19 protein-coding genes and 2 tRNA genes are annotated in these 19,593 nt (G+C 64.7%); 7 read left to right on the top strand and 14 right to left on the bottom strand.

Annotation, left to right across the window (positions count from 1 at the left end; all coding sequences use genetic code 11):
* Positions 1-94: 94 nt before the first annotated feature.
* From D2V04_RS00440 to D2V04_RS00415, 6 genes are all read right to left on the bottom strand, one after another.
* Positions 95-1,201, bottom strand: a complete 1,107-nt coding sequence (locus tag D2V04_RS00440) for a PepSY-associated TM helix domain-containing protein (protein WP_119511423.1) — start codon at positions 1,199-1,201, stop codon at positions 95-97.
* A complete protein-coding gene (locus D2V04_RS00435; RefSeq protein WP_119511422.1) occupies positions 1,201-3,363 on the bottom strand; it encodes a TonB-dependent receptor in 2,163 nt (720 codons plus the stop codon). Before D2V04_RS00435 ends, D2V04_RS00440 begins: the two co-directional genes overlap by 1 nt.
* A 162-nt stretch (positions 3,364-3,525) precedes the next feature.
* Positions 3,526-3,602 (bottom strand) — tRNA-Pro (locus tag D2V04_RS00430).
* A gap of 28 nt (positions 3,603-3,630) precedes the next feature.
* Positions 3,631-3,704: transfer RNA gene (locus tag D2V04_RS00425), tRNA-Ile, on the bottom strand.
* A gap of 60 nt (positions 3,705-3,764) precedes the next feature.
* Positions 3,765-4,763, bottom strand: a complete 999-nt coding sequence (locus tag D2V04_RS00420; RefSeq protein WP_119511421.1) for a polysaccharide deacetylase family protein — start codon at positions 4,761-4,763, stop codon at positions 3,765-3,767.
* A 33-nt stretch (positions 4,764-4,796) separates the two neighbouring features.
* Positions 4,797-6,515, bottom strand: coding sequence for a histidine kinase dimerization/phospho-acceptor domain-containing protein (locus D2V04_RS00415; protein ID WP_119511420.1), 1,719 nt, complete (start codon positions 6,513-6,515; stop codon positions 4,797-4,799).
* 207 nt (positions 6,516-6,722) lie between these two features.
* On the opposite strand from D2V04_RS00415, the gene D2V04_RS00410 reads away from it, so the two are divergent.
* Positions 6,723-7,187 carry an Lrp/AsnC family transcriptional regulator gene (locus D2V04_RS00410; RefSeq protein WP_119511419.1) on the top strand — a complete coding sequence of 155 codons (465 nt, stop codon included), beginning with the start codon at positions 6,723-6,725 and terminating at the stop codon, positions 7,185-7,187.
* 141 nt (positions 7,188-7,328) lie between these two features.
* Positions 7,329-8,030: a hypothetical protein gene (locus tag D2V04_RS00405; RefSeq protein ID WP_119511418.1), complete on the top strand. Its 702-nt coding sequence runs from the start codon at positions 7,329-7,331 to the stop codon at positions 8,028-8,030.
* A gap of 184 nt (positions 8,031-8,214) precedes the next feature.
* Here D2V04_RS00405 and accC read toward each other — a convergent pair whose 3' ends face one another.
* The 5 genes from accC to D2V04_RS00380 all read right to left on the bottom strand — a co-directional run bounded on the left by accC (position 8,215) and on the right by D2V04_RS00380 (position 11,982).
* Positions 8,215-9,564, bottom strand: coding sequence for an acetyl-CoA carboxylase biotin carboxylase subunit (gene accC, locus D2V04_RS00400; RefSeq protein WP_119511417.1), 1,350 nt, complete (start codon positions 9,562-9,564; stop codon positions 8,215-8,217).
* Between the two features lie 3 nt (positions 9,565-9,567).
* Positions 9,568-10,053: an acetyl-CoA carboxylase biotin carboxyl carrier protein gene (gene accB / locus D2V04_RS00395; RefSeq protein WP_119511416.1), complete on the bottom strand. Its 486-nt coding sequence runs from the start codon at positions 10,051-10,053 to the stop codon at positions 9,568-9,570.
* Between the two features lie 77 nt (positions 10,054-10,130).
* Positions 10,131-10,577, bottom strand: a complete 447-nt coding sequence (gene aroQ / locus D2V04_RS00390; RefSeq protein WP_228766178.1) for a type II 3-dehydroquinate dehydratase — start codon at positions 10,575-10,577, stop codon at positions 10,131-10,133.
* Between the two features lie 25 nt (positions 10,578-10,602).
* Entirely contained in the window at positions 10,603-11,016 is a 414-nt protein-coding gene (locus D2V04_RS00385; protein ID WP_119511415.1) for a holin family protein, read from the bottom strand.
* 75 nt (positions 11,017-11,091) lie between these two features.
* A complete protein-coding gene (locus D2V04_RS00380) occupies positions 11,092-11,982 on the bottom strand; it encodes an HpcH/HpaI aldolase/citrate lyase family protein (protein WP_228766177.1) in 891 nt (296 codons plus the stop codon).
* A gap of 307 nt (positions 11,983-12,289) precedes the next feature.
* Between D2V04_RS00380 and D2V04_RS00375 the strand changes: the two genes are divergently transcribed.
* The 3 genes from D2V04_RS00375 to D2V04_RS00365 are packed head-to-tail and all read left to right on the top strand — an operon-like array spanning position 12,290 to position 14,261.
* Entirely contained in the window at positions 12,290-13,528 is a 1,239-nt protein-coding gene (locus D2V04_RS00375; RefSeq protein ID WP_119511413.1) for a site-specific integrase, read from the top strand.
* A gap of 39 nt (positions 13,529-13,567) precedes the next feature.
* Complete coding sequence (locus D2V04_RS00370) at positions 13,568-13,927, top strand: type II toxin-antitoxin system RelE/ParE family toxin (protein WP_119511412.1); 360 nt, start codon at positions 13,568-13,570, stop codon at positions 13,925-13,927.
* Positions 13,920-14,261 carry a helix-turn-helix domain-containing protein gene (locus D2V04_RS00365; protein WP_119511411.1) on the top strand — a complete coding sequence of 114 codons (342 nt, stop codon included), beginning with the start codon at positions 13,920-13,922 and terminating at the stop codon, positions 14,259-14,261. Before D2V04_RS00370 ends, D2V04_RS00365 begins: the two co-directional genes overlap by 8 nt.
* A 9-nt stretch (positions 14,262-14,270) precedes the next feature.
* On the opposite strand, the gene D2V04_RS00360 is transcribed toward D2V04_RS00365, so the two are convergent.
* Genes D2V04_RS00360 through D2V04_RS00350 form a run of 3 tightly spaced genes read right to left on the bottom strand, consistent with a single transcriptional unit; the run spans position 14,271 to position 17,629 of the window.
* Positions 14,271-15,164, bottom strand: a complete 894-nt coding sequence (locus D2V04_RS00360; protein ID WP_119511410.1) for a plasmid partitioning protein RepB C-terminal domain-containing protein — start codon at positions 15,162-15,164, stop codon at positions 14,271-14,273.
* The gene (locus D2V04_RS00355) at positions 15,161-16,054 is read right to left on the bottom strand and encodes a plasmid partitioning protein RepB C-terminal domain-containing protein (protein ID WP_119511409.1); all 894 of its coding nucleotides are present in this window, start codon (positions 16,052-16,054) and stop codon (positions 15,161-15,163) included. The genes D2V04_RS00360 and D2V04_RS00355 overlap by 4 nt, the downstream gene beginning before the upstream one ends.
* A gap of 3 nt (positions 16,055-16,057) precedes the next feature.
* On the bottom strand, positions 16,058-17,629 hold the full coding sequence (locus D2V04_RS00350) for a recombinase family protein (protein ID WP_119511408.1): 1,572 nt from the start codon (positions 17,627-17,629) through the stop codon (positions 16,058-16,060).
* A gap of 75 nt (positions 17,630-17,704) precedes the next feature.
* Between D2V04_RS00350 and D2V04_RS00345 the strand changes: the two genes are divergently transcribed.
* Positions 17,705-18,055, top strand: coding sequence for a hypothetical protein (locus D2V04_RS00345; protein ID WP_147391738.1), 351 nt, complete (start codon positions 17,705-17,707; stop codon positions 18,053-18,055).
* Between the two features lie 236 nt (positions 18,056-18,291).
* Positions 18,292-19,326 (top strand): IS110 family RNA-guided transposase, encoded by a 1,035-nt coding sequence (locus D2V04_RS00340; protein WP_119511379.1) that lies wholly within the window; start codon positions 18,292-18,294, stop codon positions 19,324-19,326.
* Positions 19,327-19,593: the final 267 nt, after the last annotated feature.

Here is a 19,593-nt window from a genome sequence, read left to right as displayed (position 1 = left end):
AATCGCCTGGGCTCCTCGCGGCCTCCGGCGCATGTCCCGCCGGAGCGCGCCAGCCGTAACCCCTAATCCGGCGCCGCGCTACGGGGCCGTGCGATCAGGGCAGGTCCGCCCGGCGCGGCACGAAGGCGCGCGGGCTGGCCGCTCGCGGGCGCTTCCGCGACTTCGAGCGTTTGCTGCCGAACCAGAAGCTCCAGGTCGCGAGCGTGCCGAGCACCACGAGCGCAAGGCCGGAGAAGGTCAGCACCAGCCGCCATGCCACTCCGCCGACCTTGCCCGCGTGGACCGGGTAATACTTTTCGGTGATCGCCGAAGCGGTATCGCCCGTTGCCGGGTCGTCGGTCCCGATAACCTGGCCGGTGGCCGGATCGAGATAGACGTAGGTCCGGCCGTTCGGCGTCCATTCGAAGCTCTGCTTCATCCGCAGCGTGAGCGGCGCGCCGGGTTCCTTCGGAAGCATGAGACGGCGCGACCGGGCCTCGGGGAATGCGGCTTGCGCGTTCGCCATCGCGGTCGACCAGTCGGGGGCGGATGTGCCGGGAGCAAGCCCTTCAGGCACGGGGGCGGCTGCTTTCGTGGGCTCGGCCCAGGGCGTCAGCAGCGCATCCGACACGGCGGGAAATATCATGAAGGCGCCCGTCAGCGCGCTCAGAATCAGGATCGGCGAGGCGACCGCGCCGATATCGCGGTGCTGGCGGATGATCGCTCCCTTGGTGAAGCGGGCCGGCCACAGGCGAAATGCGAAGGACCTGCGGGTGCGCCACCACAGGATCAGCCCTGTCACCGCGAAAGCCAGCAGCAGCAAGCCGAGCGCGCCGGTCACGTATTCGCCGGCCTCTCCCATGAACAGGTAGTGGTGCAGGTCGAACAGCCACAGTTCCGGCCGGCCCCACATACTGTCCCACCGGTCCACAACTGCGCCCGCCTGGGTGAGATAGGCGCCGCCGCCGTCGGCGTAGATCGCCTGGTGGAGTCCCATGTCGTCGCTGGCGAAGGTGATGCGCGAGAGCGCAGGGTCCTCCGCGATCGCCGCCGCCACCGCCTGTCCGATCAGGGCCGGGTCCGCCGTCAACGGATCGTCCGCCCCTGGCAGCCCGATCCAGCTCTCCTCCCACACCAGCACCGTGCCGCTGAGGCCGATCACCGCCAGCAGCAGGCCGACGATGCCCCCGGCCCAGCCGTGCAGGAGGGCGAGCAGGCGCATCAGAAGGCGCCGCGCCAGCTCAAGGTGAAGGTGCGCCCGCGACCGGCGTAGAAGCGGTTGTTGTCCGACGTGCGCACGGTGTCGCTGTCGTAGGTGAGGTAGTACTCGTCGGCGAGGTTCTGCACCGCGAGCGCGAATTCGCCGGCGCCGGTCTGGTAGGCCAGGTAGGCGTCGAGCAGCGTGTAGCCTTCGAAGTCCGTGTCCACGCTGGCGTCGTTGAACGTGCGCGAGAGATAGAAGCGCGACTGCAGACGGGCACTGAACGGACCGTTGCGATAGTCTGCGGAGAGATTGAGCCGGTCCGGCGAGATGTTGGCCCCGTCGAGATCGTTGTTCACCAGCTCGTCTTCATCGTTGCTGTCGGTCTGACCCTCGATATCGCTGTAAGCCGCGCTGAGCGTGAGTCCGGGCAGCGGCGTGCGCCAGGCGATATTGGCCTCCAGCCCCTCGATCTGGATCGGCTGGCGCGAGACGCTGAAGATGCCGTCCTGCCCGAGCACCAGGATCGAGCCGAGATCGCTCGACGACCAGAAGTAGCTGACGCCCGCGTCGATCGCCCAGCGCTTCCATTCGAGCCCGATCTCGCGGTTGTTGGAGATCACCGGTTCGAGCGCGAGGTAGTTATCGATGTCGACGTCGTCTTCGGTGATCCCGCGCAGGATGCGGCCGACGTCGGCGATCGTATAGCCTTCGGCATAGCTGCCATAGGCGCGCAGGCCCGCAATCGGCTCCACGATTACGCCGCCGTTCCACAGCACGTCATTGAACGAGGGGCTGCCGCCGCCGACGGCGACGGGCTCGTAAGTGGAAAGATCGTCCGGATCGTCCGCGCCGTAGGAGGCGAGCGTCCGGTAGTCGCCGACGTCGAGCTTGACGTCCTCGTACCGCAGGCCGCCCGCAAGGCGCACGGCACCGCCGAACAGGGCGAGGTTCGCCTGGGCGAACGGCGCGAAGCTGCGGAAGTCGGTCTCCGGCACCCAGGCGCGGCCGGTCTGGACCAGATACTGCTCGGTGCGGTCGAACAGCGCATCGAACCCGGCGGTGACGGTCAGATCCTCGAAGCCGGGCACGGCGCGCTCGTAGCTGATCTTGCCGCCGAGCTTGCGCGACAGGTTGGCGGACTGGTCGAACAGGTTGCCGGTCGGATCGATCGCCGGGTCCTGGAACGTGTCGGTGACCAGGCCGCCGAATACGTCGCGCGTGCGGCTGAAGAAGGCCTGCACCGCGAACGCGCCGCCGCCAAGATCGTCGTCGGTCAGGGCGGCGGAGAGCAGCTCGGCCCGGTTCGTCGGCGGATCGCCCTGAATCACGCCGCGCTCGCTGCTGGCGGGGATGCCCTCGGTACGATTGCCGGGCACGAGCACGTAGTTGCCGTTGCCCTGCAGCTCGAAACGGTTGGCGATCACCTCGAACCGCGCGCTCGGGCTGAGCTGATAGCCGAAGCGGCCGAACACCGACCAGGAGTCGCTGTCCTGGACCTCGCCCTGGGTACCGTCGACACCGATATTGTTGCCATGCCCGTCCCGATAGGCGCCGCGCTGCTCGAACGTCGCGCCGACCGTCGCATCGAACGGGCCCGCGCGGTAGCCGAGGAGCGCGCCGATCTTGCCGCCCATCGCGGCGCCGTCGAAACCGTCCGCTGCGCTGGCCTGCAGCAGCGTGCGCGCCGCAACGCCGTCTTCCGCCGGTGCACCGACGGTGACCTGGTTCACCACGCCGCCCGTGGCGCCGATGCCCTGCAGCGCGTTGGAGCCGTAGATCACCTCGACCCGGTCGATAAAGAACGGATCGATCGTGTATCCGTCGCGCGATCCGTCGCGGACCGGAGTCGACTGCGGGATGCCGTTGATCGCGTAGAGCGGCGAGCGGCCGCGCAGGCTCTCGCCCGAGCCGGAGAGCTTCTCGCGCGTGGGGGAGAACGAGGGCAGCAGGGCCGAGACCGCATCGACCGTCGAGCCCGAGATCTGCACCTGCTGCTGCAGCGCCTCGGTATCGACCACGTCGATCGTCAGCGGCAGCGCGCTCGGCGGAAGCTGGGTGCGCGTGGCGCTGACGATGATTTCCGCGTCGCTATCCGCCTCAGCACCGGCCGATTGCGCGGCGGCACCGCCGGACCAGGCGAGTGCAACGGCGAGAGCAGGCAACGAAACGCGGACAAACATGGGATCCCCCTGAACTGTGTGGCGGGTCCGCTAGCAGTGCTGCAACTGGCTCGCAATAGCATCTTTTGGCGTGAGTCGAAGAAATCCGAAGGACGCCGCGCAGGCTCCGCTCGCCAAGAATCCCGGCTCCGGGTGCGTCTAAAGTGCGAATGAGGGAGAAGTTGGTCGGGGAGACAGGATTCGAACCTGCGACATCCTGCTCCCAAAGCAGGCGCGCTACCGGACTGCGCCACTCCCCGACCTGATCTGGCCGTTGCAGGTATCCGGTGGGCCCGGCAGGACTCGAACCCGCGACCTAGCCGTTATGAGCGGCCAGCTCTAACCAACTGAGCTACAGGCCCATGGATACCGTTCAGCGTGTCGCGCCTAGCTTGCGGCCCGGCGGGTGGCAAGATGGGATGCTACGTTGCCACCGATCGCATGATCTCCGCCACGCTCGTCGGCTTGACGCCGTGCTGGCCAAGATAGGCGTAAACCGCGCGAAACCAATCGTAGAGCGCGTCGAGATCGGTGTCGGTTTCTACATAGGGCGTATATCCGGGCGCGAGCGACGGACTGTGGAACGACAGCACGATCAGCGGCAATCCGTCGTCAAGCGCCATGTCGAGCGCGCGGATTGCCTCGTCGATCGTGGTTCCCTCGGGCGTCAGGGGAATGCGCTCGAGCAGGCCAAGCTTCGCGAAGGCGCCGCTGATGTTCGGCATGCGCGAGATCATCGGGTGCAGCAGCCGCCCCTGCCGCCGCAGCATGCCCCAGTAGACCGTCGTCAGCGGCAGCTCGAGCACCGACCTCTCATCATCGAGCCAGAATGGTTCGAGCGGATAGCCGCTGTAGTCCGGGCCGTAGCGGTGGCTGTAGTCGAACAGTGGGCGGAACGAGGTGTCGACCCCGACGCCGGCATCGCGCAGCAGCTCGGTGGTCTCGGACCCGAAGCCGTAGCGGCCCGCGCGGTAGAGTTGCGGGCTTGCGCCGAAGTTCTCGGCGATCGCGTCGCGCAGGCGCAGGAACTTGGCGCGCTCGATATCGGGTGGGAGGTTGCCGGCGAAGGAGTTGCGCTCATTCACCTCCTCCTCGAACGGCGGATTGACCCACGGGTGGAGCTGGATGCCGACTTCGGCAGTGCCCCGGGCCACGGGTCCGGCGAGAATGTCCTTCGTCAGCGAAGACGTCGCCACCGGCCAGTCGATCAGATAGTTGGGTACGACGCCGAGGCCTTCGCAGAACTCCTGGAAGTTGCGCAGGCGCGGCAGGTGGTCGAGCCCGTGCCGGTCGCGGGTGAACGGCCCGTTCCAGTCGAATTCCTCTTCGGTGTCGACGGTCAGGAGGACGCGGCGCCCGAACCCGCTCGCGAAGTGCGCCCTGGCGCCGGGCGGCGGAGGCGTGGTCTTCGGCTGGTTCATGCGCTGCACTCCCGGATGCGAGGGCCGCATCGTTCAGCGCGCTTGCGGTCGGCGCCTTTCCTGGCGGTTCGCACCGGGGCTAGGATCGCCCCTTGCGGCGGTCAATAGCGGCAGCGTGAGCCGCAGGCGCTCGTCCACATGTTCGAGGTCGCCGCCAGCTGCGCGGGCTTCGGCGCGAACCAGGCGCAGCGCGAAGCCGGCGCCGAACATGCCGGCGCTCAGCGCGCCCGGTGCGGGACGTGGGGCGGCGGCGAACACGTCTTCTTCAGTCGCGAGCACGGCGGGCAGCGTGGCGGTCAGCGCCATCGCATCGCCCTCTGCCCGCATCGCGACTTCCACGGTCTCGCCCGCGCCGAGCGCGGTCGCCAGCGTGGCGAACAGGCGCCAGGCGAGCGCCTCGCCCTCGCGCAGGGCCATCGGCACGACCAGCGGCGACGGCGGAATGTCCGCCTCGAACTTCGCCATGCGCGGCGCGAGAACGCCTTCGAGCTGCTTTGCCAGTCCGCGGCACAGCAGCGCGAAATCGCAATCTCCCTCGAGCGGCTCGACCGCACCTGTTTCCAGCCGGGCGAGCCGGTCGAGCTCGTCGAAGCCGGCCAGCATCCGGGCGCTGTCGGCGGCGATGTTGGCGGCGAGAGCGCGGTATTCGTGCGGCACCGGGCCGAACACCTGCTGCTGGATCACTTCGGCGAACCCTTGGATCGCGTTCACGGGCGTACGCAGCTCGTGAAGCAACTGGCGGATCCGGTCCGCCTCGATCCCGGCATCAAGGCTGCTGCTAGCGACCGGATGCGGAGCGGGGCGGCGGAACTTGCCCGCAAGACCATAGAACCGGCCGCCGGGGACGGTGAAGCGGGGAGCCGCGTCGACGATCCACTCGCCGGCGATCTGCGGTGCGCCGCGTAGCTCGACAGGCGCGCGCTCGACCCGCTGCCAGGCCCTCAGCGCGCTGCGGATCTCGTCGGTCGTCAGACGAGTGCCCACGACCATCGGCGCCACTTGCGGTTCGGCCCAGTCGACTCGTCCCTCGCTGTCGGTAGTGAAGGCGAAGCCCATCAGCGGCGGGTGCGCCGTTTCCTCCTGCTCGCCGAGCGGAAGGCGAGGGGAGGTGTCGGCTGGGGCGCCCTTCGCGCGGGCGCGCTGGAAAGCCTCGATCCGCCGGACCAGCGCGCCGATGGCGCTTTCTTCCCCGCTCTCGGGCTCGCCGCTGTCGTTTGCCGGGTTTGCCGGAATGGTGAGTTCGAGCGGCTCGCGTGCGCGCGGGTCTTCGCGCTGGCTCTCGCTCTCGCTCACGGCCTGCACGGCGAGGTCGGGGAGGGGAAGGCCGCGATCGTGGATGCCCAGGCGGTCGAGGAGGTCCATCGCGCGCCGCGGCAGGCCGCTGCGCAGGCGCAGAAATCCGCGCGCTCGGATCGGCAGGCGCGGGATCAGCGCCTCCCAGTCCTCTTCCGCGAGATCGGCCCGCACGAGGGCAGCGGAGGCCACTTCCGGTTCGTCCTCCGCGAGATGCGCGGCCAGCTCCGGATTGCGGAAGCGCCAGCCGGTATCGCGAATCATCGCCGCACGGTCGGGTGCCGGAATCGTCTCCCCCAGCGCGCCCAGGCGCAGCCAGGCGGCGGAGAGCAGATTCCGGTCATGCGCGCCGCGCCGTGCGCCCAGCAGGTCGAGCAATTGCCGGAACTGCGTGCGCGCGGCACGCCCGTCGCTCGCGCGGTGGCGCAGCACTGTGGCAAGGCGATCGTCGAACTGCATGGATCCTACGGCAACTTATAGGCGCCCGAAGGCGTTCCGGGAATGTGCCGTTTAGCACTTTCCCCAAACAGCGGGAGCAGCTCTCAGAGCGCGTTGCAAAGCGGGACAATTGCTGGCAAGGATAATAAAATTAGCCAACTGGCGACGATGGGGCCAGTTTAGTTCATTACGTACCGCGCGTTTGCGCGTCCGTTGGGGGCACCCACAATGGCGAATCTGGACGACATTGACCGGCGTTTGCTGGCCGAACTGCAGAACGAGGGGCGCGTGACCAACGTCGAACTCGCGCACCGCGTCGGCCTGACCGCACCGCCGTGCCTGCGCCGCGTCCGCGCGCTAGAGGAAGAAGGCGTCATCAAGGGCTACCACGCGGAGCTCGACGCATCGAAGCTGGGCTTCGCGATCACCGTGTTCGCGATGGTCAGCCTCAAGAGCCAGGCCGAGAACGCGCTGCGCGAATTCGAAGAACACATGCGCGGCCTGCCCGAAGTGCGCGAATGCCACATGCTCAACGGCGAGATCGACTTCATCCTGAAGATCGTCAGCCGCGACCTCCAGAGCTTCCAGGAATTCCTGACCAGCAAACTGACCCCCGCGCCGAACGTGGCAAGCGTGAAGACCTCGCTGACGATCCGCACGGCGAAGCATGAGCCTGGGGTGCCGCTGGAGTAGCGGATAGCCGGCCTTTTTTTAGGCGCGCCGCTGTCAGATGCTCCTGCCGAGTCCATCCTCCGGCTACGTTTGGATGGTAGCTGGTCCAGCCCTTCAATCCGGGCTTTCACAAGCCGCATCACTTCAAGTTAGGATCAAGAATTGCGTATCGGTTACCTCGCCTTGCCTCTCGCCCTCGTGGCGCCCCTTAGCGTCGCGAAAGCGCAGCACCCGTTGGTTCTGGAGAGGCTCGAGACATGGAACGAGGCCGCTCCCGCGCCTAGTGCAGATGTCTTGGAGTCGGCAGTCCGTGACAAGGCGGAGACGATCTATACCGCTAGAGACACTTGCCCAGATTCAGCGGTCACGATCGATTCGGTTAAACCGGCTACGGCTGATGGATATGTGTTCGGTGCTCTCGTGCGCGGCGCCGTAAAGAATGCTTGGTTCGTAACCGCGCGGATGCCGGGATGTGACGATGCGCCAGTGCGCTACATGGTCATGCAAGACATCGACGACAGCTTGAAGACGATCAGGGTCAACCGTGGAACGTCTCATGCGTGGGACTCGCTGATAGGCGATACGCTCCCATCGGCTCGACTGGCTGCCACTGCCGCCCTGCGACGCGCGGGTATTGATTGCAGTGACGAAGATGGAGCATCCTTGGGCGTCACACGAATAGCATCCGAGGAACCCGATCTGGGTGAAGAGATCTTCGGTATTCGCTATTCCGGCCGCTGGACCGAGGTGTGGCCGATCGAGACCTGTGATCGAACCGTCGAAGTTTTGATCAGATTCACCGCTGATGGAGATGGTGGAGCGTTCACCCGTATTCCGGGAGACGAGATCCGAGTCCTGCCGTAATGATTGGACCGGGCTAGGTCGAATCTGACAGTCTCGATTGGCGGAGACATATAGCGCTCCGCCGCTGCCGCGATCGCGCCAACTTCTCCAGTCCCCAAGGAGGACGAGCGAACGGGCAGGAAGGAAGAGCTGTGAATGCATGCGAGCATTTGTCTCGCACGACGATGCCTGGCGCAGGGCGCCGCTACCCCTCCCGCTCCTTCAGCCATTCCTCGAGCCATTTGATCGAGTAGTCGCCGTTCAGCACGTCGGGCTGCTTGATCAGTTCCTGATGGAGCGGGATCGAGGTCTTGACGCCTTCCACGACCATTTCCTCCAGCGCGCGGCGGAGGCGCATGATGCAGCGTTCGCGGTTGCGGCCGTAGACGATCAGCTTGGCGATCATGCTGTCGTAGTAGGGCGGGATCGAATAGCCGGCGTAGAGCCCGCTATCGACGCGCACGTGCATGCCGCCCGCCGCGTGATAGTAGTTCACCTTGCCCGGCGAGGGGGCGAAGGTGAACGGGTCTTCCGCATTGATGCGGCACTCGATGGCGTGGCCCTTGAACTCGATGTCTTCCTGGCGGCACGACAGGTCTTTGCCGTCGGCGACGCGGATCTGCTCGCGCACGAGATCGATGCCGGTGATCATCTCGGTCACCGGATGCTCGACCTGCAGGCGGGTGTTCATCTCGATGAAGTAGAACTCGCCGTCTTCCCACAGGAATTCGATCGTGCCCGCGCCGCGATAGCCCATCTGCGCCATGGCATCGGCGCAGATCATGCCCATGCGATCCCGCTCTTCGGGGGTGAGCACGGGGGAGGGCGCTTCCTCGAGCACCTTCTGGTGGCGGCGCTGGAGCGAGCAGTCGCGCTCGCCCAGATGGATCGCGTTGCCGCGCCCGTCGCCGAATACCTGAAACTCGATGTGACGGGGATTGCCGAGGTATTTCTCGATATAGACGGTGGCGTCGCCGAACGCGGATTTCGCCTCGTTCCCGGCCTGCTTCATCAGCGTTTCGAGCTGATCCTCGGCGGCGCAGACTTTCATCCCGCGCCCGCCGCCGCCGCTCGCGGCCTTGATGATGACCGGATAGCCGATCTCGGCCGCGATCCGCCGCGCCTCGTCATAGTCGGACACCGCGCCGTCGGAACCGGGGACGAGGGGAAGGCCCAGCGCGCCGGCGGTGCGCTTCGCCTCGACCTTGTCGCCCATCGTGCGGATATGCTCGGGCTTGGGTCCGATCCAGGCGATGTCGTGCGCTTCGACGATCTCGGCGAACTTGGCGTTCTCCGACAGGAAGCCGTAGCCGGGATGAATCGCGTCGGCCTGCGAAATCTCAGCCGCCGAGATGATCGCCGCGACGTTGAGATAGCTGTCGGCGGCCGGCGGGGGGCCGATGCACACCGCATGGTCGGCAAGCCGCACGTGCATGGCATCGGCATCCGCGGTCGAGTGAACCGCGACCGTCTCGATCCCCATCTCGTGCGCCGCGCGGTGGATACGCAGCGCGATCTCGCCGCGGTTGGCGATCAGGATGCGTGAAATACCCATGGGTCAGGCGATGACGATCAGGGGCTGGTCGAACTCGACCGGCTGCGCGTTTTCGACCAGGATCGCCTTGATCGTGCCGGACTTGTCGGCGGTGATCGGGTTCATCACCTTCATCGCCTCAACGATCAGCAGGGTATCGCCCTGCTTCACGCTGTCGCCGACCTTCACGAAGGGATCGGCGCCCGGCTCGGCCGCGAGATAGGCGGTGCCGACCATCGGCGACTTGAGAGCGCCCGCAGGATCGTCCTGCGCAGCGACGGGCTCTGCCGGGGCGGCGGCGGGCGCGGGCGCTGCGGCCGGAGCGGGCGCGGAGTATGCCATCGGTGCTGCGGTCATGCCGCCGCGTGCGACGCGAACCTTGCGGTCGCCGTCCTCCACCTCGATCTCGGTCAGCCCGGTTTCGGCGAGCAGTTCGGCCAGTTCGCGGACCAGCCCGGTATCGACGTCCATGCCGGACTTGCGCCCGGCGCTGCCTTTGTTTTCGGCCATAAACAACCCTTGTTCGCTACAGGCGGACGCCTATGCGCGGCTCGGGCCGGACTGGCAAGGGGTGGGCGGCGGCGAAGTTACAATTCCGCGACGGCCTCCAGCGCCACCAGATAGGACCGTGCGCCGAGGCCCTGGACGGTCTTCGCCGCCGCAAGGCCGACATAGGAATGGTGACGGAAGGGTTCGCGGGTCGAGGGATCGGAGAGGTGCACCTCGATCACCGGCGTGCGGATGGCTTTGATTGCATCGAGCAGCGCGATCGAGGTGTGGGTATAGGCCGCCGCGTTGAGCAGCACCGCCTTCGCCCCCTCGGCCTGGGCTTCGTGCAGCCAGTCGACCAGATGTCCCTCGTGGTTCGACTGGCGCATCTCGATCTCGAGGCCCAGCTCGCGGGCGCGATCCTCCAGCATGGCGGCGATGTCGTCGAGCGTGTCCGCGCCGTAGATCTCGGGCTCGCGCATGCCGAGCAGGTTGAGGTTCGGTCCGTTGAGGACATAGACGGTGTTGGTGATCGGCACGCTCATCCCGCCCGCTTAGCGCGAGGAAACCTCAACTGTCGACGCCCTTCGCCTTCCCCCACTGGCGCGCGGCGGTATAGCCGAGGTAGCCGGTCCCGAAGAGAGTGTAGAGTTCGGTGGGGAGGGCGCGCAGATAGGCGGTCATCCCGGCGCTGATGTCCTGCGCGGCCTGCGCGTCGAACGCCGAGATCACCCCCATGGGCAGCGCGAAGAGCATGAGCGCATACATCACGTAGAGGAAGCTCGGCCGCGCCCGGCTGGTCCAGGGATCGCGCGAGTTGGCTTCGGCCAGGATCGCGGCAAGGCGCGCCTCGATCTGCTTCAGTTCGTGCGTGCCTTCGAGCGCAAGCAGCTCGAGCTTGGCCTTCGCCCGCGCTTCCTTGTCGGGAATGATCTTGTCGATGATCGAGGTGATCGGGCCGATTAGCGATTCGATGATGGACATGGCTGCGCTCCGCTGTTTGCGATTCGCCCGACCATATAACCAAAATGGTTCGTGTAGGAAAATGGTTTTATCGAATCAGGTGTCGATTCCCGCGTCCGCCAGGAGCGCCTGCGCCAGCAGGAGGTGCGGCCGGTCGAGCATCGCCCCGTCGAGCCCCACGGTCCCTGTGCCGGGGTTCGCCGCGAAGGCCGAGATCACTGCACGGGCGTGGGCGATCTCGTCCTCGCCCGGCGTAAAGGCCTCGTTGATCACCTCGACTTGCGCCGGATGGATCGCGAGCATTCCGCGATAGCCCTGGCCGCGCACCATTCCGGCACGTTCGCGCAAGCCGTCGAGATCGCGGAAGTCCGCCTGAATCGTCTCGATCGCCGCCACGCCCGCGGCCGCGGCGCCGAGCAGGCACAGGCTGCGGGCGAGCTCATAAGTCGGCATGTAGCCGCCATCGGACCGGAACTGGACCCGCGCACCGAGCGCGGAGGAAAGGTCCTCCGCCCCCCAGCTCATCGCGACGAGCCGCGGCGCGCCTTCGTAGTCGCCGGTGCGAAACATCGCGCGGGGAGTTTCGGTGACGAGCGCCGCCACCCGGGTCGAGCCCGGCGCGATCCCGTGCGCCTGCTCGAGCGGCGTCAGCATTTCGTCCAGCGCCTCGACGTCCGCGCGCCCTTCGGCCTTGGGCAGGAACAACCCGCCCGGCGCGGAGGGCATGACGGCTTCGAGATCGCGCACGGTCTCACCGCCGGAGAGAGGGTTTACGCGCACCCACAGCCGCTCGCGATCGGCGCGCCCGGCAAGGAAATCGCGCACCATCTCGCGCGCCATGGGCTTGCTCTCGGGTGCGACCGAATCCTCGAGGTCGAGCAGCACGATGTCGGCAGGCCCGTCGGCCGCCTTCGCCATCTTCTTCTCGCTGTCGCCGGGGGCGAACAGCCACGAGCGCATGCGGGGGCGGGTGCTTGACGCGTTCATCGGGCAAATCCTCCTGCGCGCCGCGCCTAGGTGCGAAGCGGCGGAGGTGCAATATCGGCGATGAAACCGGGCCACTGGTCGGGACGACTGGATTCGAACCAGCGACCCCCACACCCCCAGACCGAAAAATTGGGGGTCTGGTATGCCTCGTCGCGCAACCTAAAAAGCTTGTTTTATCAGCCTATAACAGGTAGTTAAGGAGCATATTTCATGTTCCATGCGGTCTCCCTATGTTCCGCTGCGATGCATGAAGTTGCACCACCAGTGCACCACCAGAGCGATTTTCAGCGGAAGCGGAGGGTGTGGCATGCGAGCGGTTCTGACCCAAGCGATGATCGAAAAAATGCCGCTTCCGGCCAAGCGGAAAGATTGCCGGGACACACGCCTCAAAGGGCTGATCCTGCGCGTCACTCCGAACGGGGTGAAATCGTTCTACTGCGAGTATGCGCGCGGCAAACGCGTCTGGCTGGGGAGGGCGGATGCTCTCGGTCTGGCCGAAGCGCGCGAGAGCGCCCGCGCGATCCTCGCCGATGTCTATCGCGGCATCGATCCCATCGCGGCGCGCAAGCCGAAGAAGGAAGTGCCGACTTTGCGCGGCTTTCTCGATGGCGACTATGCGACGTGGGCAAGGGCCACGCAAAGGGCGCACGCGCAAAATCTCAATCGGCTGAAGACCGCCTTCAAGGCGCTGCTCGGCAAGCGGCTCGACGAAGTGACTGGGCTCGACGTTGAGCGCTGGCGCGCGGGCGAGATCGCACGTGGCCTCAGCCTTGAGACGATCAACCGAGACATTGCGTCGATCAAGGCGGTGTTCAATCGTGCGGTCGATTGGGAGGTGATCGCGGCAAGTCCCTTGGCCAAGGTCAAGAAGTCGCGCACCGACGATTGCCGCAAGGTGCGCTTTCTCAGCGACGACGAGGAAACCTGGCTGCGCAGGGCACTCGATGCGCGCGAGGAACGCCGGCGCACCGAACGCGATTCTGCCAACTATTGGCGGCGCGAAAGGGGTTACGTTCAGCTGCCCAGCCTACGGCCCTTGGCCTTCACCGATCACCTCAAGCCTCTAGTTCTCCTCTCGATCAACACGGGCGCCAGGCGGGGTGAACTGTTCGACCTCGACTGGTCGAACGTCGATCTCGAACGGCGGGTCCTAACGGTGACCGGCGCGACCGCGAAATCGAGGCGCACCCGGCATATCCCGCTCAACCGCGAGGCGACACTTGTTCTACAAGGCTGGCGGGAGCAATCGTCGACGCAGGAGGGACGGGTTTTCGTCAACGATGACGGCGAGCGGTTCGGCCAGGTCAACACCGCGTGGCGGCGGCTGCTCAAGGATGCGGGCATTACCCAATTCCGCTGGCACGACATGCGCCATCATTTTGCCTCGCGGCTGGTGATGGGCGGAGTCGATCTCAACACCGTTCGCGAACTGCTCGGGCACAGCGACTATGCGATGACGCTGCGTTATGCGCACCTCGCGCCTGGTCACAAGCTGAAGGCGGTCGAAGTGCTCGATCGCGAAGTTCCGCTCACGGCCGTGGCTTGATCCCCTCTCTAATTGACATGTTGGCAGATTTGACTACATATGGCTAAACCGCGTTCGACGTTGCGTCCGATCTCTTGGATCAAGGCGGCGCGGAAGGGTTTCGAGGCGTTTCCGCAGCGGGCAATCGACAGGGCTTTGGATGCCCTGACGATTGTCGCCGATGGTGGGACGCCGGATATCGCCAAGCCGCTCACTGGGCTTGGTGCGGGCGTCTGGGAACTGGCGATCAAGGAGCGCGGCGATGCTTATCGCGTCGTCTATGCGCTGCAATTGGGCGATGACATCTGGGTGGTTCATGCCTTTCAGAAGAAGTCGACCAAGGGAATTTCGACGCCGCGCCACGAGATCGATCTCGTGCGTGAGCGGATAAAGCGGTTGAAGGAGATGCTCGATGACTGATCGAGATGATGATTTCGAGCTGGTTCGCGGCTCCGGCAATGTCTTTGCCGATTTTGGCGCGCCCGATGCGAGCCTGCGCCAGCTCCGCGCGATCCTCGCCGCCGAAATCGTCAAGGCGCTCGATACCGAGCGGCTGACGGTGCGCGAGGCCGAGGCGCGCACCGGCATTGCAGCGGCGGACTTTTCCCGCATTCGCCAGGTCAAGCTTGACCGGTTCACCATTGATCGGCTGATGCGTATTCTCGACCGGCTCAATCAGGATGTCCGGGTGAAGATTTCCGTCGCGCCGCGCGCGCGTCCGCCACGGCGGACGCCGCCCTCGCTGGCTGCCTAACGCGCTTGGCTAAGCAACGTCGCGGAGCTGCACGATCCGTTGGAACTCGGCGAGCAGTTCGGGATGATGGCGGGCGAGGTGATGCACCACGCGCACGTTCTGGGTCAGGCGGGCCAGGTAGCCGGTCGCTAGAACCAAATCGAGGTGGTCGGTTCCGTAGCTCTGCTCGATCATGCGGAACTCGCGGTCGATGTTCGTCGCTTCGCGTTCCATGTGCTCGACCTGCTCATCGCTCAGGCCCCGCACAATCTTGCGCTTGTCGCTGACGAGCAGGTGCTGCGGCGTGGCTGCGATCAGCGATTTGGCATAGGGCCATGAAAACTTGTTCATCGCGATCATGGTTTCGGCGACTTCAATCTGTCGCATCGGACGCAGCTTTCTCAATTCGCGAAAGGTGTTGAGCGGCACCATCCGATCTTGCAGCAGCTTGGCCACCTCCTCGCAGATGCCGTCGAGCAAGCGGCGCTTGCTGCGAATGCTCGATATGTTGACGTTGAGCGCCCGCGCGAGGCGCTCCTCCGAAACGCCCTTCTCAAGCGCTTTCAGGATCATCTTGTGCTCTTGAACGATAGCCATGCGGCTGATGCGCTTGTTGTAGGTTATCGCCTCGTCGTCGGTCGCCACCAGGCAGACCACGTCCTTGTCGCCGCGCTCTTTCAGCACGTCGATGCGGATATGTCCGTCGAGGAGCCGGTATCGCTCCTCTTTTCCGGGCAAGCGGACGACGACGGGCGGCTCGATGATGCCAACTTCGCGGATGGAAGCAGCGATCTGGCCGTATTTGACCGACCTCCTCATTGGCTCGGGCATGGCGCGCAGAAGCTTGATTTGATCAAGCGGAATTCGCAGGCTGGTCCGTTCAAAGGCCAGCTTAATTTTGCGCGGTTGTTTGCTTCGGGTCATTGCACGCCGATCCTCATGTTGTGAATCCGCTCGGCGAGGCGCGTCGGGATTGCCGCCAGACCTTCGTCTTCGAGGAGTGCGACGAATGTCTCGTCGTTCGATAGCTGGCCCAGCGCTTCGACGATGAAGATGAGGCGGTTGCGCGTTGCCTCGGTCTTTCGGATCATCATCCGCTTGCGTTCGGTGTCCTCCTGAAAGGCTTTCACCAGGCCTTCGGGCGTGGTGGCCGCGTTCTTGCCGACCAGCTTGGTGAGCTTGGCGGCCTTGCCGGAGCGCTTGCGGACTTCCACCAAACGGCGCGCGGCAATGAGCGCACGGCCGCGCAGCAGATTGTCTTCATAGGCTTTGTGAAGCGCGGCCTGCACGCCCTGGTCATCCGCCTCGCAGATTTCGAGAGCGACCGAGATGGGAAGATAACCGGCCTCGACGGCAGCGACGAGCCGCCGTTCGCCGCGTTCCAAAAGCCTTCCCACGATATAGACGTAGTTGGCGGAAAGCCCGGTCATGGCGGCGATTTCGCTGTCGGAATGTCCCCGCTCGCGCATCCCGAGGATGTCTTGCAACAGGTCCACGGCCTGGTGCTGGCGGCGGGCACAATTCTCGACCAGGCTGGCGACGAAACAGTCTTCCTGATCGGCCGTTACAATGAGCGCGGGCACCTCGGTCTGGCCAAGCTGGCGGAAGGCTTCGAGGCGCCCTTGGCCGCAAACAAGATCATAGAGCGGACCATCCTCGCCGTGGCGGCTGGTAACGGTGATCGGGCGTTTGAGGCCGATTTCGGCGATGTTCTCGACGATCCCCTTGAACACCTTCTTGTTGCGGACGCGCGGATTGACGACGGTGATCCGGTCAATCGGGATCATCTCCACGCGCTGGGCGGGGCGTGTCATGGCCTATGCCGCCCGCGGTATCGGCGCGCGCTCTGCGAGCGCGAAGAAACCGTCCAGCGTGTCGAAGCGGAAGGCGTCGAACGACAGGCCATTGTGGTCGGCGAGCCGCAGAACGCTTTCGGCAAGGGTCATGCGCGGCAGGATATAGAAGTCGTGCGCGTTCATATTGTCCTCGTCCATTCTGACGCAGATAGTGAGGTCCGGGCGCAGGCTTTCGTCGAGCCTGATCTTCCAACGGCGGCTGCCGCCGGGTGTCAGTTTGCACCGCGCAATGACGATGGAGGCGGTGATCTCCTCGTTGACGAGTAGCGTGTCGTCTTCGAGGCTCTGGATCGCGGTTCCGCCGGCAGCACGCACGCCCGCGATCACGCCTTGGACGACCGAGGGGTGCATCCGGCGCAAAGCGCGGTTGATCTCTATGTAGCGGTAGTCGTGGTCGGGCACGAAGCCGATCAGCGAATAGGCGCGCAGCAGGCTGCCGAAGCGGGACTGGTAGGCGCTGCTTGACGGGCCGTCCTCGAACTCGTCGATGATGAGGCCAGACAGGTAGCCGTTCTTCTTGAAGATGTCCGAGAGCAGCGCGAGCATTTCATCGTCGGTCAGGCGTTTTGATCGTTCCTCGACGATTAAGCGGGCCTGATCGAACTGGGCCTGAGAGACGATGGCGGGAAAGGCGTCGTCCTGCCTGATCCATTCCGATGGATCGTTGCGCACGTGGCGGGTCTTCAGCTTGAAGGATGTGCGGCCCCAGACGTTGTGTCCGGCGTACTTGTCGTTGATGAGGATTTGATGGACCGCGCCGCGTGTCCACGAACGGCCAAGGTCGGACAGGATACCTTGCTCGTTGAGCCAATGGGCGATCTCGCGTTCCGATCGTCGGTCCTCGACGAATTGGCGGTAGATCTCCTGGACGGTGGCCACTTCCTCCTCAGGCCCGCGGACGAGGACAATTCGATCGGTGGCGATGCTCTTGTGATCGCCGCGTTCCAGCACGCCCTTTTGCTGGCCGTGTTCATCGACCAGCATCCGGCGTAGGCCGAAGCCGGCTGCGCCGCCCTGGCGGTAGCCCAGTGTGATCAGGCGGCACTGTCCCTTGAAGACCTTGACCGACAGCTCGCGGCTGTATTCGCCCGCCATCGCACGTTTGACGGTCTTGATGATGGACGAACCGATGGTGCCGTCGTTTTCGAACTGCTCGGCGACGTAGTGAACGGCGATCCCCGCGCGCTTGCAACGCAGTTCATAGTGGGCGGCTTCGTCAGGGTCCTGGAACCGGCCCCAGCGGCTAACATCATAAACGAGGATTGCCTCGAAATCGACGTTGCCGTTGTCGATATCGGCGAGCAGCTGCTGGAGTGAAGATCGCCCGTCAATACGAAGGCCGCTCTTGCCTTCGTCGGCATAGGTTCGCACGATTTCGAAACCGCGCCGATCAGCATAGGCACGGATTTCCGCCGCCTGATTGTCGGTAGAGTATTTCTGATGTTCGGTGGACATGCGGACGTATTCGGCGGCTCGTTTAGGAGACCGATCCCCGGATTGGGTGTCATTGGCCGTCCTCCACTCAATGACCATCGGCTACGCCTTAATCTTGCTCGAATACTCCCTCGCCGTCCTACTCCGCGACCCTAACAGCAAAGGGCAGGCAACATGTTTCCAAAGAAAGGCAGTCCGTTTCCTGTCGGCCGGGATGCGCTGACGGACACAGAGTTTGCGCAAGTGATCGCCTCTGCTCTGAAGGTTGAGTTCGGATCGACGCGCAACGGTGCGAAGATGATCATGAAGTGGACAGGCGTAAGCGAGCGCACCGCGAAGAATTGGTTGAGCGGCACCAATTCCCCGAGCGGCGTGCATCTCATCCTGCTCGCGCGGGAATCCAATGCGGTGCTCAAGGCGATGATGCTGATGGCAGAGAGGCCGGAAATGTCGCTCGGCGCGAGCTTGCTATCGCTAAGGCGCGTGCTGGCGGAAACGATGGCCGCACTCGATCAGGTGATGTGACTTGATATTGCGCCTAAATGGTGCGGTCGGGGCTAGAGGCTTGGCGGTCGGTGCCTAGTCGGACCATGACCGGATTCCATCGGTAGCTGTCGGTCAGCGGACGACTAGTTCTGGTCATCGCGGCTGTTTGACGACGTGCCGAAAACCAGATGAGGTGGATGGCTCCCGCTCACGGCATCTAGGTGCCAAGGTGTGAAGACCGTCAGGTATTCACGAGCAAAATGGGAGCCACCCAGATGGATATTAGCACGATCGGTCTCGATTTGGCCAAGAACGTTTTCCAGGTTCACGGCGTAGATGCACAGGGCACGGCCGTTGTTCGCAAGGCATTGCGGCGCTCGCAGATGCTTCCCTTCTTCGAGAAGCTTCCGCCTTGCGTGGTTGGCATGGAGGCCTGCGGCACGTCGCATTACTGGGCTCGGGAGCTGATCAAGCTGGGCCATGAGGTTCGGCTGATGCCGCCGGCTTACGTCAAGCCCTACGTGAAGCGCGGCAAGACCGATGCTGCGGATGCGGAAGCAATCTGCGAGGCAGTGACGCGCCCCACGATGCGCTTTGTGCCGGTGAAGTCAGCGGAGCAGCAGGCGGCGCTGTCGATGCACCGCACGCGGGATCTGTTCGTCAAGCAGCGCACGCAGCTAATCAACATGATGCGAGGGCTTTTGGCCGAGTTCGGCATCGACATCCCCCAAGGCATCAATCGAGCTTTGGAGAAGGCACGTGCGATCGTCGACGGGGAAGCGCCTGACGTGCCGTCCGATGCTCTTCGCATCGTTGAGCGGCTGTCGCAGCAAGCCCTCGATGTCCACGCCCAGGTACGGGAGATCGAACGTGATCTGATCGGGTGGCAGCGCAAGAGCGACGTTGCCACCCGCCTCATGACGATCCCGGGCATTGGCCCGATCGGAGCGACGGCACTCGCAGCGTCGGTCAGTGATCCATCTCAGTTCCGCTCTGGCCGGCAGTTCGCGGCCTGGCTGGGGCTAACCCCGCTTCAGAAGTCCAGCGGCGGCAAAGAGCGGCTCGGCCGCATCTCGAAGATGGGCGACAGGTATCTTCGTAAGCTCCTGGTGGTCGGCATGACGGCAGTGGTGCGGAACGCGAAAAGAAAACCGGAGGCGGTCGATCCCAACGTTCTCGCCTTGCTGGCGCGCAAGCCCGCACGGGTGGTCACCGTGGCTTTGGCAAACAAAACAGCGAGAATCGTCTGGGCCATCATGACCCGCGGGGAAGTCTATCGTGAGCGCCACGTGCCTGCGTTGGCGGCGTAGAGGCAAAACGGAATAGCGGCGAAAGCCACTTCAGGAGTTGTGAGAGCAAAGCGAGATGATGGCGAACCGGTCAGACCGGGAACCGGGACAACCCAGCGAATGGCCGAGGCGATACAGCCTGTAAACCAGTTCGGGACCCAGTTCGCGGACACCATCAGGGCCAGCAGTCTACTTCATGGCTGCATCAACAGGCCGGACAGAAGTCTGCACCCGACCCAAGCGCCAGCACATCGCATTTGCCCTTGCAACGCGGGAGCCATCCACAGA

The organism is Pelagerythrobacter aerophilus, assembly GCF_003581645.1.
GTDB classification, from domain to species: Bacteria; Pseudomonadota; Alphaproteobacteria; order Sphingomonadales; family Sphingomonadaceae; genus Pelagerythrobacter; species Pelagerythrobacter aerophilus.
This window is presented reverse-complemented; position numbering and strand designations above follow the sequence as displayed.